The sequence below is a fragment of the Plantibacter sp. MPB07 genome, assembly GCF_046619465.1.
Classification (GTDB): Bacteria; Actinomycetota; Actinomycetes; order Actinomycetales; family Microbacteriaceae; genus Plantibacter; species Plantibacter auratus.
In genome coordinates, this window is sequence record NZ_CP177043.1 from 767,591 (window position 1) to 786,565 (window position 18,975).

The 18,975-nt window shown below is 68.8% G+C and carries 21 protein-coding genes, 2 tRNA genes and 1 riboswitch; of the genes, 18 read left to right on the top strand and 5 right to left on the bottom strand.

Translation table 11 applies throughout. The features are described from left to right. The first annotated feature begins 72 nt into the window (after positions 1–72). From gatC to ACLIME_RS03650, 4 genes are all read left to right on the top strand, one after another. A complete protein-coding gene (gatC, locus tag ACLIME_RS03635; RefSeq protein WP_064295120.1) occupies positions 73–372 on the top strand; it encodes an Asp-tRNA(Asn)/Glu-tRNA(Gln) amidotransferase subunit GatC in 300 nt (99 codons plus the stop codon). Further along, complete coding sequence (gene gatA, locus ACLIME_RS03640; RefSeq protein WP_064295121.1) at positions 369–1,880, top strand: Asp-tRNA(Asn)/Glu-tRNA(Gln) amidotransferase subunit GatA; 1,512 nt, start codon at positions 369–371, stop codon at positions 1,878–1,880. The genes gatC and gatA overlap by 4 nt, the downstream gene beginning before the upstream one ends. A 3-nt stretch (positions 1,881–1,883) precedes the next feature. Beyond that, positions 1,884–3,383 carry an Asp-tRNA(Asn)/Glu-tRNA(Gln) amidotransferase subunit GatB gene (gene gatB / locus ACLIME_RS03645; RefSeq protein WP_079705682.1) on the top strand — a complete coding sequence of 500 codons (1,500 nt, stop codon included), beginning with the start codon at positions 1,884–1,886 and terminating at the stop codon, positions 3,381–3,383. A gap of 115 nt (positions 3,384–3,498) precedes the next feature. Beyond that, positions 3,499–4,095, top strand: a complete 597-nt coding sequence (locus tag ACLIME_RS03650) for a hypothetical protein (protein ID WP_411558219.1) — start codon at positions 3,499–3,501, stop codon at positions 4,093–4,095. On the opposite strand, the gene ACLIME_RS03655 is transcribed toward ACLIME_RS03650, so the two are convergent. Then, positions 4,066–5,391: an acyltransferase family protein gene (locus ACLIME_RS03655; RefSeq protein ID WP_411558220.1), complete on the bottom strand. Its 1,326-nt coding sequence runs from the start codon at positions 5,389–5,391 to the stop codon at positions 4,066–4,068. The genes ACLIME_RS03650 and ACLIME_RS03655 overlap by 30 nt on opposite strands. Before the next feature lie 82 nt (positions 5,392–5,473). On the opposite strand from ACLIME_RS03655, the gene dinB reads away from it, so the two are divergent. The 6 genes from dinB (at position 5,474) to ACLIME_RS03685 (ending at position 10,786) form a co-directional block, all read left to right on the top strand. Then, positions 5,474–6,772 carry a DNA polymerase IV gene (dinB, locus tag ACLIME_RS03660; RefSeq protein ID WP_079705685.1) on the top strand — a complete coding sequence of 433 codons (1,299 nt, stop codon included), beginning with the start codon at positions 5,474–5,476 and terminating at the stop codon, positions 6,770–6,772. Positions 6,773–6,781: 9 nt separating this feature from the next. Further along, positions 6,782–7,111, top strand: a complete 330-nt coding sequence (locus ACLIME_RS03665) for a hypothetical protein (RefSeq protein WP_079705686.1) — start codon at positions 6,782–6,784, stop codon at positions 7,109–7,111. Between the two features lie 50 nt (positions 7,112–7,161). Then, a riboswitch (TPP riboswitch) is annotated at positions 7,162–7,270 on the top strand. Between the two features lie 36 nt (positions 7,271–7,306). Next, positions 7,307–7,936 carry an ECF transporter S component gene (locus ACLIME_RS03670; RefSeq protein WP_086473536.1) on the top strand — a complete coding sequence of 210 codons (630 nt, stop codon included), beginning with the start codon at positions 7,307–7,309 and terminating at the stop codon, positions 7,934–7,936. An 86-nt stretch (positions 7,937–8,022) separates the two neighbouring features. Further along, positions 8,023–9,420: an ABC transporter ATP-binding protein gene (locus tag ACLIME_RS03675; RefSeq protein WP_411558221.1), complete on the top strand. Its 1,398-nt coding sequence runs from the start codon at positions 8,023–8,025 to the stop codon at positions 9,418–9,420. Then, complete coding sequence (locus tag ACLIME_RS03680; protein ID WP_411558222.1) at positions 9,417–10,217, top strand: energy-coupling factor transporter transmembrane component T family protein; 801 nt, start codon at positions 9,417–9,419, stop codon at positions 10,215–10,217. The genes ACLIME_RS03675 and ACLIME_RS03680 overlap by 4 nt, the downstream gene beginning before the upstream one ends. Then, complete coding sequence (locus ACLIME_RS03685) at positions 10,214–10,786, top strand: hypothetical protein (protein WP_411558223.1); 573 nt, start codon at positions 10,214–10,216, stop codon at positions 10,784–10,786. The genes ACLIME_RS03680 and ACLIME_RS03685 overlap by 4 nt, the downstream gene beginning before the upstream one ends. Positions 10,787–10,906: 120 nt before the next feature. Here the strand turns inward: ACLIME_RS03685 and ACLIME_RS03690 are convergent. Together ACLIME_RS03690 and ACLIME_RS03695 are read right to left on the bottom strand one after the other, a co-directional pair. Next, a tRNA-Arg gene (locus tag ACLIME_RS03690) sits at positions 10,907–10,979 on the bottom strand. A gap of 30 nt (positions 10,980–11,009) precedes the next feature. Beyond that, complete coding sequence (locus ACLIME_RS03695; protein ID WP_064295131.1) at positions 11,010–11,234, bottom strand: SCO4848 family membrane protein; 225 nt, start codon at positions 11,232–11,234, stop codon at positions 11,010–11,012. A 52-nt stretch (positions 11,235–11,286) separates the two neighbouring features. Between ACLIME_RS03695 and orn the strand changes: the two genes are divergently transcribed. From orn to nadE, 4 genes are all read left to right on the top strand, one after another. Beyond that, the gene (orn, locus tag ACLIME_RS03700; RefSeq protein WP_064295132.1) at positions 11,287–11,907 is read left to right on the top strand and encodes an oligoribonuclease; all 621 of its coding nucleotides are present in this window, start codon (positions 11,287–11,289) and stop codon (positions 11,905–11,907) included. A 50-nt stretch (positions 11,908–11,957) separates the two neighbouring features. Then, positions 11,958–12,033 (top strand) — tRNA-His (locus tag ACLIME_RS03705). Positions 12,034–12,088: 55 nt separating this feature from the next. Next, positions 12,089–12,439, top strand: a complete 351-nt coding sequence (locus tag ACLIME_RS03710; protein ID WP_411558224.1) for a metallopeptidase family protein — start codon at positions 12,089–12,091, stop codon at positions 12,437–12,439. A 91-nt stretch (positions 12,440–12,530) separates the two neighbouring features. Continuing rightward, positions 12,531–13,352, top strand: a complete 822-nt coding sequence (gene nadE / locus ACLIME_RS03715) for an ammonia-dependent NAD(+) synthetase (protein WP_411558225.1) — start codon at positions 12,531–12,533, stop codon at positions 13,350–13,352. A gap of 69 nt (positions 13,353–13,421) precedes the next feature. Here nadE and ACLIME_RS03720 read toward each other — a convergent pair whose 3' ends face one another. Together ACLIME_RS03720 and ACLIME_RS03725 are read right to left on the bottom strand one after the other, a co-directional pair. Beyond that, the gene (locus tag ACLIME_RS03720; RefSeq protein WP_147427104.1) at positions 13,422–14,108 is read right to left on the bottom strand and encodes a hypothetical protein; all 687 of its coding nucleotides are present in this window, start codon (positions 14,106–14,108) and stop codon (positions 13,422–13,424) included. A gap of 108 nt (positions 14,109–14,216) precedes the next feature. Beyond that, positions 14,217–14,417, bottom strand: a complete 201-nt coding sequence (locus ACLIME_RS03725; RefSeq protein WP_079705692.1) for a hypothetical protein — start codon at positions 14,415–14,417, stop codon at positions 14,217–14,219. A 282-nt stretch (positions 14,418–14,699) separates the two neighbouring features. On the opposite strand from ACLIME_RS03725, the gene ACLIME_RS03730 reads away from it, so the two are divergent. The 4 genes from ACLIME_RS03730 (at position 14,700) to ettA (ending at position 18,952) form a co-directional block, all read left to right on the top strand. Then, on the top strand, positions 14,700–15,158 hold the full coding sequence (locus tag ACLIME_RS03730) for a single-stranded DNA-binding protein (RefSeq protein WP_079705693.1): 459 nt from the start codon (positions 14,700–14,702) through the stop codon (positions 15,156–15,158). A 22-nt stretch (positions 15,159–15,180) separates the two neighbouring features. After that, entirely contained in the window at positions 15,181–15,705 is a 525-nt protein-coding gene (locus ACLIME_RS03735; protein WP_411558226.1) for a DUF6993 domain-containing protein, read from the top strand. A 105-nt stretch (positions 15,706–15,810) separates the two neighbouring features. Continuing rightward, positions 15,811–17,256 carry an amino acid permease gene (locus tag ACLIME_RS03740; RefSeq protein ID WP_411558227.1) on the top strand — a complete coding sequence of 482 codons (1,446 nt, stop codon included), beginning with the start codon at positions 15,811–15,813 and terminating at the stop codon, positions 17,254–17,256. A 13-nt stretch (positions 17,257–17,269) separates the two neighbouring features. Further along, on the top strand, positions 17,270–18,952 hold the full coding sequence (gene ettA, locus ACLIME_RS03745) for an energy-dependent translational throttle protein EttA (RefSeq protein WP_085510665.1): 1,683 nt from the start codon (positions 17,270–17,272) through the stop codon (positions 18,950–18,952). Positions 18,953–18,975: the final 23 nt, after the last annotated feature.

Below are 18,975 nucleotides of genomic sequence, written 5' to 3' on the forward strand. Positions count from 1 at the left end.
GAGCCCGACGGACGACCACGTCCCTGGCGAATAGACTGGAGCGACCGCCACCGCTACACGTACGGGAGACGCATGTCGGAAATCACTACCGAGCAGGTCGCGCATCTCGCGAACCTCGCTCGAATCGCCCTGAGCCAGGACGAGATCGCCCACCTCACGACGGAGCTCGACTCCATCGTGGACAACATCCAGAAGGTGCAGCAGGTGGCCACGCCTGACGTCCCGGCGACGAGCCACCCGATCCCGCTCGAGAACGTGTACCGCGACGACGTCGTCGGCAACACGCTCACGCGGGAGCAGGCGCTGCAGAACGCGCCGGAATCGGCCGACGGTCGCTTCAAGGTCTCGGCGATCCTGGGGGAGGAGCAGTGAGCGGGTTGATCGGTCTCACGGCAGCCGAGCTGTCGAGCAAGCTCCGCGCTGGCGAGGTCTCCAGCGTCGAAGCCACCCAGGCGCACCTCGACCGCATCGCGCAGGTCGACGGCGACGTCCACGCCTTCCTCCACGTGTCGGACCACGCACTCGACGTCGCCGCCGACATCGACGCACGCCGTGCCGCGGGCGAGGACCTCGGCGAGCTGGCGGGCGTCCCGCTCGCCATCAAGGACGTGCTGGTCACGACGGACATGCCGTCCACCTCGGGGAGCAAGATCCTCGAGGGGTACCTGTCACCGTTCGACGCGACCGTCGTCGCCCGGTCGCGTGCCGCCGGTCTCGTGCCGCTCGGCAAGACGAACATGGACGAGTTCGCCATGGGCTCGAGCACGGAGCACTCCGCGTACGGCCCGACCCACAACCCGTGGGATCTCGACCGCATCCCCGGCGGTTCCGGCGGTGGCTCCGCTGCCGCGGTCGCCGCGTTCGAGGCGCCCATCGCCCTCGGCAGCGACACCGGCGGGTCCATCCGCCAGCCGGCGCACGTGACCGGCACGGTCGGCGTGAAGCCGACCTACGGCGCGGTCAGCCGCTACGGGGCGATCGCGCTCGCCTCCTCGCTCGACCAGGTCGGGCCGGTCAGCCGCACGGTCCTCGACTCGGGCCTCCTCCACGACGTCATCGCCGGGCACGACGCCCTCGACTCCACCTCGCTCCGCGACGCCTGGCCGTCGATGGCCGCTGCGGCCCGCGAGGGCGCGCGCGGCGACGTGCTGCGCGGCCTCCGGGTCGGCGTCGTCACCGAGCTCAACGGTGAGGGCTTCCAGGCCGGCGTGAAGAGCCGCTTCCAGGAGGCGCTCGCGGTACTCGAGGCGAACGGTGCCGAGATCGTCGAGGTCTCCGCTCCGAACTTCGAGTACGCCGTCGCCGCCTACTACCTCATCCTCCCCGCCGAAGCGTCGAGCAACCTCGCGAAGTTCGACTCGGTGCGCTTCGGCATGCGGGTCACGCCCGAGGGTGGCGGCACGGTCGAGCAGGTCATGTCCGCGACGCGCGAGGCCGGTTTCGGTCCCGAGGTGAAGCGACGGATCATCCTCGGCACGTACGCGCTGAGCGCGGGCTACTACGACGCCTACTACGGCAGTGCCCAGAAGGTCCGGACGCTCATCCAGCGCGACTTCGCGGCGGCGTTCGACCAGGTCGACGTCCTCGTGAGCCCGAGCGCCCCGACGACGGCGTTCAAGCTGGGCGAGCGTATCGACGACCCGCTGGCGATGTACCTGAACGACGTCACCACCATCCCGGCGAACCTCGCCGGCGTGCCCGGCATCAGCGTGCCGATCGGGCTCGCCCCGGAAGACGGTCTGCCCGTCGGCATCCAGTTCATGGCGCCAGCACGGGAGGACGCCAGGCTCTACCGGGTCGGCGCCGCTCTCGAGGCGCTTCTCGAATCGACGTGGGGGCACACCCTCATCTCGCAGGCACCCGCTCTCGGAGGTCGGTAACCCATGGCCAAGGACAAGCTCCTCTCCTACGAAGAAGCCCTCGAACTGTACGAGCCGGTGCTCGGCTTCGAGGTGCACGTCGAGCTGAACACCAAGACGAAGATGTTCTCCTCGGCGCCGAACGGCTTCGGCGACGCTCCGAACACGAACATCTCGCCGGTCTGCCTCGGTCTGCCCGGGTCGCTCCCGGTCGTGAACGAGCAGGCGGTGCGGTACTCGATCAGCCTCGGGCTCGCCCTCGGCTGCTCGATCGCACCCTCGAGCCGTTTCGCGCGGAAGAACTACTTCTACCCCGACCTCGCGAAGAACTACCAGATCTCGCAGTTCGACGAGCCGATCGCCTTCGAGGGCTCGGTCGACGTCGAGCTGGCGGACGGCACCATCGTGACGGTGCCGATCGAGCGCGCGCACATGGAGGAGGACGCCGGCAAGCTCACGCACATCGGCGGTTCCACCGGCCGTATCCAGGGTGCCGAGTACTCGCTCGTCGACTACAACCGCGCGGGTGTGCCGCTCGTCGAGATCGTCACCAAGCCGATCTACGGCACCGAGCACCGGGCACCCGAGATCGCGAAGGCCTACGTCTCCGCGATCCGCGACATCGTCGTGGCGCTCGGCATCTCCGACGCGAAGATGGAGCGCGGGAACCTCCGCTGCGACGCCAACATCTCGCTGCGCCCACGCGGCCAGGAGAAGCTCGGCACGCGAACCGAGACGAAGAACGTCAACTCCCTGCGTTCCGTCGAGCGCGCCGTCCGCTACGAGATCCAGCGGCAGGCGGCGATCCTCAAGGACGGCGGATCCATCGTCCAGGAGACGCGGCACTGGCACGAGGACACCGGTGCGACGTCCGCCGGCCGGCCGAAGAGCGACGCCGACGACTACCGGTACTTCCCGGAGCCCGATCTGCTCCCGGTCGTGCCGTCGCCCGAACTCATCGAGGAACTCAGAGCGGCCCTGCCCGAGCAGCCGGCCGTCCGTCGTCGTCGGCTGAAGAGCGAATGGGGCTTCACCGACCTGGAGTTCCAGGACGTCGTGAACGGTGGTCTGCTGAACGAGATCACGGCCACCGTCGAGGCCGGCGCCGCTCCGGCCGCCGCACGGAAGTGGTGGACGGGCGAGATCTCGCGGATCGCGAACCAGCGCGATGTCGAGGCGACGAGCCTCGTGTCACCCGAGCACGTCGCGGCACTCGCGGCGCTCGTCGAGGCCGGAACGCTCAACGACAAGCTCGCACGCCAGGTGCTCGAGGGCGTCATCGACGGGGAGGGCACTCCTCAGGAGGTCATCGACGCTCGCGGTCTCGCACTGGTGTCCGACGACGGTCCGCTGATCGCAGCCATCGACGAGGCACTGGCCGCTCAGCCGGACGTCCTCGCCAAGATCCGCGACGGCAAGGTCCAGGCCGCCGGCGCGGTCATCGGCGCCGTGATGAAGGCGATGCGCGGACAGGCCGATGCGGCGCGTGTGCGCGAACTCGTCCTGGAGCGCGCCTCGCAGTAGCGGTCACCGCTGCACCATCGGGCCCGCGCCACCGTCGATGACGGCGGCTCGGGCCCGATGTCGTCGGCCAGGGGAAGCCCTGGTGCCGACTGCTGGCCCGGCATACACTTCCGCCATGCTGGTCGAAGGCACCATGCGGTGGCAGGTCACGGAAGACGCTCCGATGGCCCTCATGCTGGCGCTCGCGTTCCGCGACATGGCGGGACTCGGGGAGCGATGCGTCGCGCAGCTTCCCGCGGTCACACCGGGGCTGGAGCGGGTCGACGTCGCCGGCCTCGACCTCGACGCGCTCGCCGTCCAGTTCGACGGTTGGTGGACCGGGATCGCCCGGCGCGACACGCGCCTGTTCATGGCCGAGGTCCGCCCACCACACTTCGAGGTGTTCGATCGAGCCCTCGACCTGCAGGAGCTCGCCTACCGGGCGTACGACGAGGCGCACCGGTGGGCGGCGGCTCGCATCCGGGAGTACGAGCGCGCGCTCGCAGGTCGATCGCCGAGCCGTCTCACCGACGTCTACGAACTCATCCGCGAGCGTCAGTTCGAGTTGCGTCGGCAATCCAGCTCGTTCCGGTTGGACCTCGAGGTGCTCCCGATCTGCCGACCGGGGGCCTGGGTGGTCGCGCCCGACACGATCGTGGTCAGTGAGTCGCTCCGGGACGACCGGGAGGCCTTCCGCGAGTGGCTACGACCGCTGGTCCACGGCCTGGTCTGATCCGCTCGCGACGCGCTCGACCGCCCGACGGGTCGGGTTCAGGAGCACGACCGCGATGATCGAGCCGACAGCGCCGGCAGCCGCCATCGCGGCGGTGAGCGGGTGGGAGATCTCCGCGAAGGGCATGATGAAGGCGCTCGCGAGCGCGATCCACACGGCGACGTTTGCAGGCTTGCGCTCCGGGTCGAGGCGCAGCTTGCGGGGGTGCTCGACGCGGCCGAGGAGTGCGCCGACGCCCGCGAGTAGAACCGCGACGACGAGCAGTACGACCGGTCGGGTCCACCACCATGCCGCGCTCAGCGGTTCCGCGAAGGGGATGCCGAGGGCGAGCTGGAGACCGGCGACCGCGATGATCAGGGGGAGATGCCAGAGGTACACCGTCATCAGCCGGGAGCCGATGAGGAAGACGACCGCTCTCGCGGCGCGGGTCCGCATGACGGCGGTGAGCAGCGGGTGCACCAGGGCGAGCAGGGCGAGCTGCCCGACTCCGAGGACGACGAGGGGGAGGGTCGGTGGGTTGAGGTTGCCGAGCATGCTGGTCGAGTACGGCAGCCAGGTCGTGATCGGCACGAGCGCACCGTAGGAGACGAGCACCACGGCCACGAGGACGAGGCGCGGAAGGGAGCGGAGACGTCCGTCGGCCAGGAAGAACCCGAACTGCTGCAGCAACGGCCAGACGAACACCAGGTTGACGAGACCGATGCCCAGGAGACCGGTCGAGTAACGGACGACGTCGACGAGGATCACGCCGGCCAGCAGTGCCGCACAGGTCAGGAAGGGGTGGCGGTCGTGGCAGGTGGCGAGGAACGGGGCGACCGCCTGGCACAGCAGGTAGGCGGCCAGGAACCAGAGCGGGGAGCCGACGCCTGCGGCGACGGCCTCGATGATGGCCGGGTCGACACCGAGCGCCCCGGCGAGCCACAGCCCCGCGGCGAGGAAGATCAGGACCGGGATCGTCGGCAGGGCGAGTCGGAACACCCGGGACCGGAGGAAGTCGCTGGTCCCGCCACCACGTCGGACGGTGCTGCGCCAGCCGGTGATCGTCGCGAAGCCGCCAACGATGAAGAACAGCGGCATGATCTGGCCGAACCAGGTACCCGTGTCGAACCACGACTGCTGCTCGAGCGCTCGGGAGATGCCGATCGTGCCGTCCGGCTCGACGGCCACCGCGACCATCAGGAGGTGGACGATGACGACCGTCACGACGCACGCGACGCGCACGAGGTCGAGGGCGAGGTCCCGCCCGGAGAGGTCTGGGACCGCCGGGGCCGACCCGGTCCGCGTTCGCGTGCTCATCGCCGGACAGCCTAGCGTCGCCGGGCCCTCCCGCCTCGGCCCTTGTGGAGAGCGTGTCGGAGGCGACTGCGACAATGGAGGCATGAGTCGGCAGGATGGAGCGTCGCGTCGCGTCTCGGCGCACGATGCCGACGACAGCGGTACCCCCATCCTCCACGTCGACATGGACGCGTTCTTCGTCTCGGTCGAGCTCTTGGAACGGCCCGAGCTGCGCGGTCTGCCGATCATCGTGGGAAACAAGGAGGGGCGGTCGGTCGTCACCTCCGCCAGTTACGAGGCTCGCCGGTACGGCGTGCGAGCGGCGATGCCGGTGTCCCAGGCGATGCGCCTGTGTCCGAGCGCCGTCGTGTTGCCACCCCACCACGGCAGGTACCGCGAGTACTCCGACCGGGTGATGGAGGTCTTCGAGTCGGTCACGCCGCTCGTCGAGCCGCTGAGCATCGACGAGGCCTTCCTCGACGTGTCCGGCGCGGTCCGGTTGCTCGGGAGCCCACGGACGATCGCCGCGCTCGTGAAGCAACGGGTCCTCGACGCGACCGGTCTGCCGTGCTCGGTCGGCTTGGCATCGACGAAGTACGTCGCGAAGCTCGCCTCCGGCCTGTCGAAGCCCGACGGCCTGCTGGTCGTGCCCGCCGACGAGACCCTGGCGTTCCTCCACCCGTTGCCGGTCGGCGCGCTGTGGGGTGTCGGTGGTCGGACGGAGGAGCAGCTGACGAACCGGGGCATTCGGACCATCGGTCAGCTCGCCTCCACCCCGCTGTCGATGCTCCAGCGCGCGGTCGGCGAGGCCTCCGGTCGCCGACTCCTCGAGCTCGCGAACGGGATCGATCCGCGCGGCATCGAGCTGGCACGACGCGAGAAGAGCGTCAGCCACGAGGTGACCTTCCCGACGGACGTCTCCGACCCGACCATCCTCAAGCGCGAGCTGCTGAACCTCGCCGGTCTCGTCGCGATCCGGCTCCGGAAGGGCGGCTACGCCGGCCGGACGATCAGCATCCGTGTCCGCTATGCGGACTTCAGCGTCATCACCCGGTCGCGCACCATCGGCGAGGCCACGAACGTCGGGCGTCGGGTCTACGACGAGGCGGCGTCGTTGTTCGACGACCTCGATCGCGGTGGGCGTCTCGTGCGCCTCGTCGGGGTGAAGGTCGACCAGCTCGTCCCCGCCGATGAGGCCGGCGCCGGGCTCTGGGACCCGGACGAGGAGTGGCGTGAAGCCGAGCAGACGATCGACCGGGTCGCGAGCCGGTTCGGCGATCTCGCGATCGCTCCCGCCTCCCTCCTCGGCAAGCCGAGGCGTCGCGGACTCGGCAGTCGCGGAGACTCGCAGGGTGCTGGGAGCACGGATCAACCCCTTGGACCGGTGGATACCGAGCGGTAGCCTCGCGGTATGACGAATCTCGTGGAGAAGCTGGCAGAACAGGCGAAGGGGCTCGGCGTGTCCGCAGCCTACGGGGAGCAGCAGGACGTCGACGGCACGAAGCTCGTGCCCGTCGCGCTGACGTACTACGGCTTCGGCGGCGGCTCCGAGGGCGACGGCGACGACGCCCCGAGCGGCGGTGGCGGCGGTGGCGTCTCGATCCCGGTCGGTGCCTACATCAAGACCGACGAGGGTCTCCGTTTCGACCCGAACCTCATCTCGCTCATCGCCGTCGCGATCCCGTTCATCTGGGTGAGCGGCAAGGCGCTGGCCGGCCTCATCAAGGCCCTCAAGAAGTAGCCCTCCCCGTCGAACCCCTGTCGTGCGACTGCGCACGGCAGGGGTTAGACTCGTGCCACCACGGGAGTCCGGTGAACCGGGCTGAGAGGAAGGTATTCGCCTTCGACCGTCGAACCTGATCTGGATCATGCCAGCGCAGGGAGACCATTTCTCGCTATCCCGTGCTCTTTTCCGTCTACAGGAAGGGCACGTATCGTGTCAGCATCGACCAAGATCTCACCCTCTGAACGCGCTGCGTCGCGGACCTTGCGCTGGAGGGTCGTCGACATCGTCGTGGTCGCCGTGCTCGGCGTCGCGACCGGCCTCATCTTCTGGGCGTGGAACACGCTCGGATCACTCTGGTACGCGGGTGCCAGCGCCGTCACGCCCGGTTTCGGCGGGATCGCCGTCGGGATCTGGCTCCTCGGCGGGGTGCTCGGCGGACTCATCATCCGGAAGCCCGGCGCAGCACTCCTCGTCGAGACCATCGGTGCGATCGTCTCCGCCCTCATCGGCAACGCATGGGGCGTCACGACGGTGTACTCCGGCCTCGCTCAGGGCCTCGGCGCCGAGCTGGTGTTCGCGGCGCTCGCGTACAAGCGCTTCGGCCTCGTTCCGGCGATCCTCGCCGGGGCCGGCGCCGGGGCCGGCGCGTGGCTCCTCGAGCTCGTGATGTCGGGCAACCTCGAGAAGGGTGTCGAGTTCAACGCGATCTACCTCGGTTCGCTGCTCGTCTCGGGCGCGATCCTCGCCGGTGTCGTCGGCTGGGCACTCGTCAGGGCACTCGCGTCGACCGGAGCGCTCAGTCGGTTCGCGTCGGGGCGGGACGCTCGGCGCGAGGTCTGATCGTGCCGGGAGCGGCTGCGACCGGTCCGGCGCGCGTCGTCGCGCGGGACTGGGGGTGGCGTCATGCCGGTCGGAAGGCCTGGGCGGTGCGCGACCTCGACCTCGTGATCGAACCGGGCGAGCGGGTCCTCCTCCTGGGGGCGTCCGGTGCAGGCAAGTCGACGCTGATCCACGCACTGGCCGGCGTCCTCGGCGGTGCGGACGAGGGGGAGTCCCACGGCTCGCTCCTCGTGGACGGCGTTCCGCCTGAACGAGCGAGGGGTCGCATCGGGCTCGTGCTGCAGGATCCCGACTCGCAGGTGATCCTGTCCAAGGTCGGCGACGACGTCGCCTTCGGCTGCGAGAACCTCGGCGTCGAGCGCGAGGAGATCTGGCGCCGTGTCGACGCCTCGCTGGAGGCCGTCGGACTGGACCTGCCGCTGGACCACTCGACCTCGGCGCTGTCCGGGGGTCAGAAACAGCGGCTGGCCCTCGCCGGCGTACTCGCCATGCACCCCTCGCTCCTCCTGCTCGACGAACCGACCGCGAACCTCGACCCGGCCGGGGTGGCCGAGGTGCGGGACGCCGTCGCTCGGCTGGTCGATGACGGTTCGTCCACCCTGGTCGTCATCGAACACCGCGTCGACGTCTGGCGCGAGCTGATGACCAGGGTCGTCGTGCTCGACGCCGACGGCGGTGTCCTCGCCGACGGGCCACCCGACCTCGTCCTCGACGACGTCGGGCAGCGCCTGGCCGATGCGGGTGTCTGGGTGCCGGGCATCCCGCTGGGGTTGGCCCCTCGTCCGGTGTCCGGCCCATCAGCGGCGGTCATCACGGCCGACGACCTGGCGATCGGTCGAACGCGGAAGCAGCCGGTGCAGGAGCACCTGGGGCTCGCGGTGCCCGAGGGCGCGGCGACCGTCATCGTCGGCCCCAACGGCGCGGGGAAGTCCACGCTCGCGCTCACGCTGGCGGGACTGCTGCCGGAGATCACGGGGACGGTGACCGCCGCTCCGCAGCTCGCCGGCAGGCTGGGATCCCGGCCGATCCGCTGGAAGTCCACCGAGTTGCTCACACGCATCGGGACGGTCTTCCAGGATCCCGAGCACCAGTTCGTCTCATCGACCGTGCGGAACGAGCTCGGTGTCGGCCTGCAGGCCCTCCGCTGGTCCCGGACCGCCATCGACGAGCGGGTCTCCGAGATCCTCGAGGCGCTCGGTCTCGGTCGTCTTGCCGAGGCGAACCCGTTCAGCCTCTCGGGCGGTCAGAAGCGCCGGTTGTCGGTGGCCACCGTCCTCGCCGCCCGGCCGGCGGTCATGGTCCTCGACGAACCGACGTTCGGGCAGGATCGACGCACGTGGTTGTCACTCGTCCGCCTGCTGCAGCACGAGCTCGAGCGCGGCGCGACGATCGTCTCCGTCACGCATGACGCGGGGGTCGTCGAACATCTGGGCGACCATCGCATCCTCCTCGAACCGCTGGAACTCGGGAGGCGGGCCGCATGACGAGCCTCACGGCAGCGGACCGCTCGACGGTGTTGCACCATCGACCGCCACTCGACCGCGTGAATCCGGTGACGAAGGTGCTGGCCGTCCTCATCCTGTCGGTCCCGTTGCTGCTGACGATCGACTGGGTGAGTGCGAGCACGGCGGTGCTGCTCGAAGTGATGCTGTTCCCGCTCTCCGGCCTGCGGTTCACCGCGCTGCTGAAGCGGGCACTGCCGGTGCTCGTCTTCGCGCCCATCGGCGGGATCAGCATGCTGTTGTACGCGAAGCCGGGAGGGACGGAGTACCTGTCGCTCGGGTTCGTCAGGGTGACGGACAACTCGATCGAGCTGGCGGTCGCCGTGACGATCCGCGTGTTGGCGCTCGGTCTCCCGACGATCCTGCTCTTCGCGCGGGTGGATCCGACCGATCTGGCCGACGGCTTGTCCCAGATCACGAAGCTGCCGTCGCGGTTCGTGCTCGGGATCCTCGCTGGAGCGCGGATGCTCGGACTCTTCATCGACGACTGGCGCAGTCTCGCGCTCGCCCGTCGTGCCCGTGGGCTGGGGGACCGGGGAGTGGTCCGGCGGTTCGCGTCCATGGCGTTCGTGCTGCTGGTGTTCGCCATCCGCCGCGGGAGCAAACTCGCGACGGCGATGGAGGCACGGGGGTTCGGGGCACCGATCGAACGCACCTGGGCCAGACCGTCCCGCCTGGGCCGGGCTGACCTCGTCGCCGTCCTGGTGACGATCGTCATCATGGCTTTCGCGCTGTCCACGGCGGTCCTCGCCGGCACGTTCCGGGTCGTGGGCCAGTGAGCGCGGTTCCGCCGGTCCTGCTCATCGACGGACGGTCGGGCACGGGGAAGACGACGCTCGCCTCCTCGGTGGCGTCCGCATTGACGGCCAGCACGGTCGTCCACATGGACGACCTGTATCCGGGGTGGGAGGGGCTCGACGAGGGTGCTCGACTCCTCGTCGAGTGGATCCTCACACCGTTCTCCGAGCGGCGCGCGGGGGAGTGGCGGCGCTGGGACTGGGAACGGTCCGCCCGTGCGGAGACGCACCTCGTGCCGAGTGACCGTCCACTCATCGTCGAGGGTTGCGGGTCGTCGTCGCGGGCGTCGCGAATACTCGCCGACACGGTGCTGTGGCTCGACGCGCCGGTGGTCCAGCGCACCGACCGCCTCATCGGGCGCGGTGACGGCGTCGACTGGCTCGCCGAGTGGACCCTCCAGGAGGACTCGTTCATCGAGCGGGAGCGGCCCGACCTCGACGCCGGCCTCCGCATCGAGGCGACGGGCGCCGCGGACCAGGTCTCATCCCTCGTCCTCGACGCCCTGAGGCGCGACGAAGCGGGCCGCTGGAACTCCTGGCTCCGCGTCTGACGACCGACCGCGATCTCGGTCCCTGAGCTTGTCGAAGGGTCGGGGCTGAGGTTCCGGTCCTTGAGCTTGTCGAAGGGTCAGGGCTGAGGTTCGGTCCCTGAGCTTGTCGAAGGGTCGGTGTGCCCCCGGCAGGATTCGAACCTGCGACCAAGAGATTAGAAGGCTCCTGCTCTATCCCCTGAGCTACGGAGGCGGGCGTCGTCCAGGATACCGCAGCGGTGTCTCAGGCGCCGACGCCGAGGAGGCCGAGGACTCCGAAGACGAGCGACAGGGCTGCGAGGACGAGGGCGATGCTGATGAGGATGACGTGCACGCGCAGGAACGTCGTCGCACGTCCCTGATCGTCGCGGGCGCGCGGGTCGGCGACGATGCGCTTGAGGAAGCGGGGCCAGACGACGACGTTGTAGACACCGTTGACGAGCAGCAGGACGGAGATGGCGATGATCACCGCTCGAGTCTACGGAACCGGCGGCGTCGGTCGTGCTGAGTAGACTCGACCCATGAGCACAGCTGGGGACCGTCTGGTCTGGATCGACTGCGAGATGACCGGACTCGAGCTGGAGGTCGACGAACTCGTCGAGATCGCCGTCGTGATCACCGACTTCGAACTGAACATCCTCGACCCGGGTTACTCCGTCGTGATCAAGCCCGACCAGTCGGCACTCGACAACATGGGTGAGTTCGTGACGAACATGCACCGCACGTCGGGGCTGCTCGAGGAGATCCCGAACGGCGTGAGCGTCGCGGACGCCGAGTTCCAGGTCATCGAGTACATCCAGCGCTTCGTCCCGGACGAGTCGAAGGCACCGCTGGCCGGGAACACCATCGGGACCGACCGAGGATTCCTCGCGCGGTACATGCCGCGGCTCGACGCCCACCTGCACTACCGCAACGTCGACGTCTCCTCCATCAAGGAACTCGCCCGTCGGTGGTACCCGCGGGTGTACTTCAACGCCCCGTCGAAGCACGGCGGACACCGCGCGCTGGCGGACATCCTCGAGTCCATCCGTGAGCTCGCCTACTACCGCGGAGCGTTGTTCGTCGACCTCCCCGGCCCGTCCTCCGACGACGCGAAGCAGGTTTCGGAAGCGGTCGTGTCACGGTACGCCCCAAACATGTAATAGACTCGTCCAGTCGCTTGTGACGCGGTCTCCGCGGAGCAGGTCGCATGGTGGGTATAGCTCAGTTGGCAGAGCGCCTGGTTGTGGTCCAGGAGGTCGCGGGTTCAAGCCCCGTTACTCACCCCATGTCGTACAGAAGCCGGAGGATCCCTCCGGCTTCTGTCGTATCCGGGGAGCGGGCATGTTGGAGCTGGACACCGAGGCGTTCGAAGCCCTCGTGGTGGACGAACTCGACCGCTTGCCCGACGAGATGGTCGACGGTCTCGACAACCTCGTCTTCGTCGTCGAGGACCGGCCTGAGAACGGCACGCTCGACACGCTCGGGCTGTACGACGGCGTCGCCCTGACGGAGCGCGACCGCTACGGCTTCGGCGAGATGCCCGACCGGATCATCGTCTACCGCGAGCCGCATCTGGCGGCGTGCGAGACACTCGACGAGCTCGCCGACGAGATCCACACCACCCTGGTCCATGAGATCGCGCACTACTACGGCATCGACGACGAGCGGCTGCACGAGCTCGGCTGGGCCTGAGACCCGCCTCGTCCACCGAGCCGTGTTTCCGGTGTGTTGCAAGTGCCTCGGAGTTCCGGGTGCGCCTCCGGTGAGCGAGTAGCCTGGGGACATGCGCGAGATCCAGGCCCGCATCATTGCGGAACTCCATGTCAGCCCCACGATCGACCCGTCGGCCGAGGTCCGTTCCCGGATCGACTTCCTGAAGTCGTACCTGCGGGCGACGCACACGAAGGGGTTCGTACTCGGGATCAGCGGGGGACAGGACTCGTCGCTCGCCGGGCGCCTGTGCCAGCTCGCGGCGGAAGAGGTCCGAGCCGAGGGTGGCGAGGCCCGGTTCGTAGCCGTCCGTCTGCCGTACGCCGTGCAGCACGACGAGGACGACGCCCAGTTGGCGCTGTCGTTCATCCGCCCGGACGACTCCGTCGTGTTCAACATCCAGCGTGCGGTCGACGGGTTCGAAGCCGAGTACGCGGATGCGACCGGCGAACCCCTCAGCGACTTCGTCAAGGGCAACGCGAAGGCGCGCGCACGGATGGTCGCGCAGTACGCGATCGCCGGTCAGCAGGGGCTCCTGGTGGTCGGGACGGACCACGCGGCCGAGGCGGTCACCGGCTTCTTCACGAAGTTCGGCGACGGCGGGGCCGACGTGCTCCCGCTCAGTGGCCTGACGAAGCGTCAGGGGCGGGCGCTCCTGGAGTCGCTCGACGCTCCGGAACGCCTCTACCTGAAGGCCCCGACCGCCGATCTCCTCGACGGGACCCCCGGCCAGACCGATGAGGAGAACCTCGGGCTCAGCTACCAGCAGATCGACGACTTCCTCGAGGGGAGCGAGATCGATCCGTTGGCCGCCGAAGCGATCGAGGCCCGGTACGCGGCGACGGAGCACAAGCGACAGGTCCCGGTCAGCAAGTTCGACACCTGGTGGCGCTGACCACGCACCCCTGACACGAAGACGGCGGCCCGATCGGATGATCGGGCCGCCGTCTGTCGGTCTCGGTGGTCAGCTGACGCTGGACTGCTTGCGTTCGGCTTCCAGGACCGCGACGTCGTCGATGATGCGCTGCGTCGTGCTGGTGTTGATCGTGCCACCCGTCGAGCGCGTGATGTCGCCGGGCCGTGATGCCGGCGCGGTGGACGCGGGCTTCACCTCGGCGTACTGCTCGTGGTGCTGCTTGGCGACCCAGGACTCCTGCTCCGCGACGAGCGCCTGTTCCGATCCGCTGGACTCGGCGCGCCAGCGACGGAGGTCGCCGTCGAAGTCCTTGCGAGCCCGTGCCGGCTTCTTCGACCACTCGACGAGGCGGTCGCGGAAGTCCTCGACCACCGGGTCCAACTCGTACCCGAACGTCGCGGAGTTGCGCTTCATCTCGTGGAGCTGGTGGTTCGCCCAGTCCGCGGCGACGGCCGCACCCTTGATCGGGCTGAGCCGCACGAGGGTGTCGGCCTGGGCGACGGCCCGATCGCTGAGCACCTGCTCCTGCGGGGTGAGCGAGTTCCAGACGCTGGCCTCGGTGGCGGCGTCGACGAGCGCCAGGATCGCGACGTTCTTCTGCTCTCGATCTCGCTGGTCCACGATGGCTCGCAGCGCGCGACGGCTTGCGCCGGCGGCGACGAGGGAGGACACCACGACGGCCACGATGAAGAGGGCCGCAGCGAACAGCATGGGGCGGACCTCAGCTGAGGTCACCCACTCTACGAAATCATTCCACCACTGCATGGGCCGCAGACTACCCCTCGTTCGGGCGTGAACACGGGCGACGCACCGGGTTCGACGGAACGGCGGGAGGGTCGTCGCTCAGTTGCGGAATGCGTCGATGGCGATCGCGAGATCGCGGAAGCTGCCCAGTGGGGCATACCCGAGGACCGCTGGTCGGAACCGGTTGGCCCGGTACTCCGGGACGCCGTCCGCTCCGACGGCCTCGATGTTGCCGAGCACGCGGCCGTCGGGGGTCGTCACACGCCAGTAGCCGGGACGGATGCTCAGTGCGTTGGGCATGGGACTCCTCGTGCGCTGGTGGGGCGATGCCGGACTGGGGCTACCGGCTGGTACTCGTCAGCGTATGCGCGACCACCGACATCGGCCCTGGTCAGAGCGGAGCGAGGGTCCTCCACAGCGAGGTGCGCGGTTGTGGACATCGACGAGGGCCACCCGGCTCGACATGGGGCCCACGGGATCGGTGAGGCTGGCAGCGCGTCCGGGGTGGCGATCGGCACGGACCCGCCCCGGACGCTTCCGCGATCCACCGCCAGGATCGTCGGACCGACAGGAGAGGAACCCATGAACGACCAGATCACCGTCTGCGGACACGTCGCGACAGACCCCAAGCACCATCGCACGACGTCCGGGCTGGACATCACCAGTTTCCGCCTGGCGTCGCAGCAACGTCGGTACGACCAGAAGCAGGGTTCCTGGGTGGCGCAGGAGACGAACTGGTACACGGTGAGCGCCTTCCGTGGATTGGCGACCGCCTCCGCCACATCGCTCGTCAAAGGACAACGCGTGATCGTGCTCGGCCGGTTGCGGATCCGCGACTGGGAGCAGGGTGAGCGACGAGGGACGTCGGTCGACATCGAAGCCGATCACATCGGGCCCGACATCGGCTGGCAACCGAAGGGGTCCGGTGAGTCGCCGGTCGGAGCGGGGGTGTCTCCGGCGCCCGCCGCATCCGAGTCGAGCGGTTCCGGAACCGGAACCGGGGAGTGGGCGTCGGCACCGCCGCAGGACACGCCGTTCTGACGCGCCGCGTAGACTGCTCGACGTGCAGAAGAGCCTCCGCGACCGCCCCGTCTCAGCCGTCACCTCGATACGTCGCCGCACGTCGATCGCCGGCGTCCGGGTCGGCGTGGTGCTCGGCCTGCTCGGCATCGTCGTGACCGGTTGCACCCAGCCCGCTCCCGAGCCGACGGCCACGCCGAGCCAGACGCCGACCGCCACTGAGACGGCTCCGGCGGCGCCGGTGCTGCTCCCCGAGGGCACCGCCACCGACAACCTGCCGTTCTTCGACGCCGTGAACGCCGCCACGCTCGCCGCGAACCCCGCCGCTGGCGGCCAGGCGATCATCGACGGTCTCGTCGCCGCCGGCTTCCCGAAGGCGGAGATGGAGGTCTCCTCGGACACGACGAGCATCGGCGAGCCGGCCGACTCGATCCAGTTCGCCATCCGGTGGCAAGGGCAGTGCATCCTCGGGCAGAACGGGCCGGCGACGGGGTATCACTCGTCGGTGGTGTCGCAGCTCGACACCGGGCGATGCCTCATCGGGGTCACGCGCGCGATCGACTGGTAGCGCCGCCGACCACTCACGGGCTGGTGCAAGCCGCGGGCATGCCATAACCTGACATTTCAGATATCGCCACCTCCTAGGTGGCTCGATCCGGAATCGAGGGCCCGCATGACCGCCAACCCATCACCTGGCGGGGAACCTGCCACCGAGGCCGTCTTCCTGGCCGACGAACGTCTGGCCGTGGCGCCGACGGCGTTGGCGCATACACTCAAGCCTCGTCATCTGGCGCTGATCGCCCTCGGCGGCATGATCGGCGCCGGGCTCCTCGTGGCGTCGAGCACGGCGATCCTCGCAGCGGGACCCGGCGTGATCCTCGCGTACGCCCTGGCCGGCGTGGTCGTGGTGTTCGTCATGCGCATGCTGGGGGAGATGGCCTCCGCGTCGCCCGAGACCGGGTCGTTCTCCGCCTACGCCTCGCGCTTCATCGGCCCCTGGGCCGGTCTCGCGATCGGGTGGCTGTACTGGTGGTTCTGGGTCGTGGTCGTCGGCATCGAGGCGACGGCCGCAGCGCAGATCGTCAGCCAGTGGGTGCCCGGTCTCCCGCAGTGGATCCCGGCGCTCGTGATCACCGTCGCGTTCCTCGCCGCCAACCTCGTCTCAGTGAAGTCGTTCGGTGAGTTCGAGTTCTGGTTCTCCTCGATCAAGATCACGGCCGTGATCCTGTTCATCGCGCTCGGTTCGCTCATCATCGTCGGCGTCATCCCGACCGAGACGGCGACCGTCACCAACCTCGCTCCAACGGACGGGGGCTTCCTGCCGTTCGGTATCGGCGGCGTCCTGGCGGCGCTGCTGCCGATCATCTTCTCGATGTTCGGTGCCGAGGTCGCCACGATCGCGGCAGGAGAATCGGTGGACCCGAAGGGTGCCGTCCGGCGAGCGGTGAACTCGGTCGTCTGGCGGATCCTGCTGTTCTACATCGGTTCGATCCTGGTCGTCCTCATCGTGGTGCCGTGGACGGAGATCACGCCGGGGATCAGTCCCTTCGTCACCATGCTGCACGCCGCCGGGATCCCCGGTGCCGGGGTGGCGATGGACATCATCGTCTTCACGGCCCTGCTGTCGACGCTCAACGCCTCGCTGTACACGGCGTCGCGCATGCTGTTCTCACTCGGCGGCCGCGGGGAGGCCCCGCGAGCGGTCCGCGCGACGACGCGACGCGGCACGCCGGCGGTCGCGATCCTGTGCTCGGCCGTCGTCGGGCTCGTGTGCGTCCTGTTGAACTACCTCGCACCGGACGAGGTCTTCACGTTCCTCGTCAACTCCACCGGCGCGATCGCGATCTTCGTGTGGATCGTGATCGCCGTCGCTCAACTGCGCAGTCGACGGTTCGACCAGGTCTCGGCGTCGGAGAGCAGCGACCGCGTCGGCGGGATCCGCATGTGGGGACACCCGTGGCTCACGGTCGTGGTCGTCGTCGCGCTCATTGCGCTGCTGGTGTCGATGTTCTTCGGCGGACCCGCCCGGCTCCTCGAGGTGACGACGAGTTGCGCGATCGCGGCGGCGGCAGTCATCGCCGGCGTCGTCGTGCAGCGCAAACGGAGAGTCCGCCCGTAGACTGGACGGCGACATGGCTGAATACATTTACTCGATGGTCCGCGCCCGCAAGGCGGTCGGCGACAAGCTCATCCTCGACGACGTGACGATGGCGTTCCTGCCCGGAGCGAAGATCGGCGTCGTCGGCCCGAACGGTGCCGGTAAGTCGACGATCCTGAAGATCATGGCGGGGATCGACACCCCCTCGAACGGCGAGGCGAAGCTCACGCCGGGCTTCAGCGTCGGCATCCTCATGCAGGAGCCGGAACTCGACGAGGACAAGACGGTGCTCGAGAACGTCCAGGAGGGCGTCGGCGAGATCAAGGGCAAGATCGACCGCTTCAACGAGATCTCGCTCGCGATGGCCGAGCCCGACGCCGACTTCGACGCCCTGCTCGCCGAGATGGGCGTGCTGCAGGAGGCGATCGACGCCGCCGACGCTTGGGACCTCGACTCGCAGCTGGAGCAGGCGATGGACGCCCTGCGCTGCCCGCCCTCCGACGCCACGGTCGCCCACCTCTCCGGTGGTGAGAAGCGTCGCGTCGCGCTCTGCAAGCTCCTCCTGCAGAAGCCCGACCTCCTGCTCCTCGACGAGCCCACCAACCACCTCGACGCCGAGAGCGTGCTCTGGCTCGAGCAGCACCTCGCTCAGTACGCGGGCGCCGTGCTCGCCGTCACCCACGACCGGTACTTCCTCGACCACGTCGCAGAGTGGATCTGTGAGGTCGACCGCGGTCGCCTGTACCCGTACGAAGGCAACTACTCGACCTACCTCGAGAAGAAGGGCGAGCGTCTCAACGTCCAGGGCAAGAAGGACGCGAAGCTCGCCAAGCGACTCGCGAGCGAACTCGAGTGGGTCCGCAGCAACGCGAAGGGCCGCCAGGCGAAGTCGAAGGCTCGTCTCGCTCGCTACGAGGAGATGGCGACGGAGGCCGAGCGCACCAGGAAGCTCGACTTCGAGGAGATCCAGATCCCCGCCGGTCCGCGACTCGGCTCGACGGTCCTCGAGGCGAAGAAGCTCGAGAAGGGCTTCGACGGACGCGTCCTCATCGACGACCTCTCCTTCAGCCTCCCGCGCAACGGCATCGTCGGCATCATCGGCCCGAACGGTGTCGGTAAGACCACGCTGTTCAAGACGATCGTCGGCATCGAGCCGCTCGACGCCGGTGAGCTCAAGGTCGGCGAGACCGTGAAGCTCTCCTACGTCGACCAGTCCCGTGGGGGCATCGACCCCAACAAGACGCTCTGGGAGGTCGTGTCCGAAGGGCTCGACTACATCCAGGTCGGCAACCAGGAGATCCCGTCCCGCGCCTACGTGTCGACCTTCGGGTTCAAGGGCCCGGACCAGCAGAAGAAGGCCGGCGTCCTCTCGGGTGGTGAGCGCAACCGACTGAACCTCGCGCTGACGCTCAAGCAGGGCGGCAACCTCCTGCTGCTCGACGAACCGACCAACGACCTCGACGTCGAGACGCTCTCGAGCCTCGAGAACGCGCTCCTCGAGTTCCCGGGTTGCGCTGTGGTCATCACCCACGACCGGTGGTTCCTCGACCGCATCGCGACGCACATCCTGTCGTACGAGGGCACCGAGGAGAACCCGTCGAACTGGCACTGGTTCGAGGGAAACTTCGAGTCCTACGAAGAGGACAAGATCAAGCGCCTCGGACCGGATGCGGCCAAACCGCACCGCTCCGCCTACCGCAAGCTCACGCGCGACTAGGACTCGTGCGAACGGCCCATCGG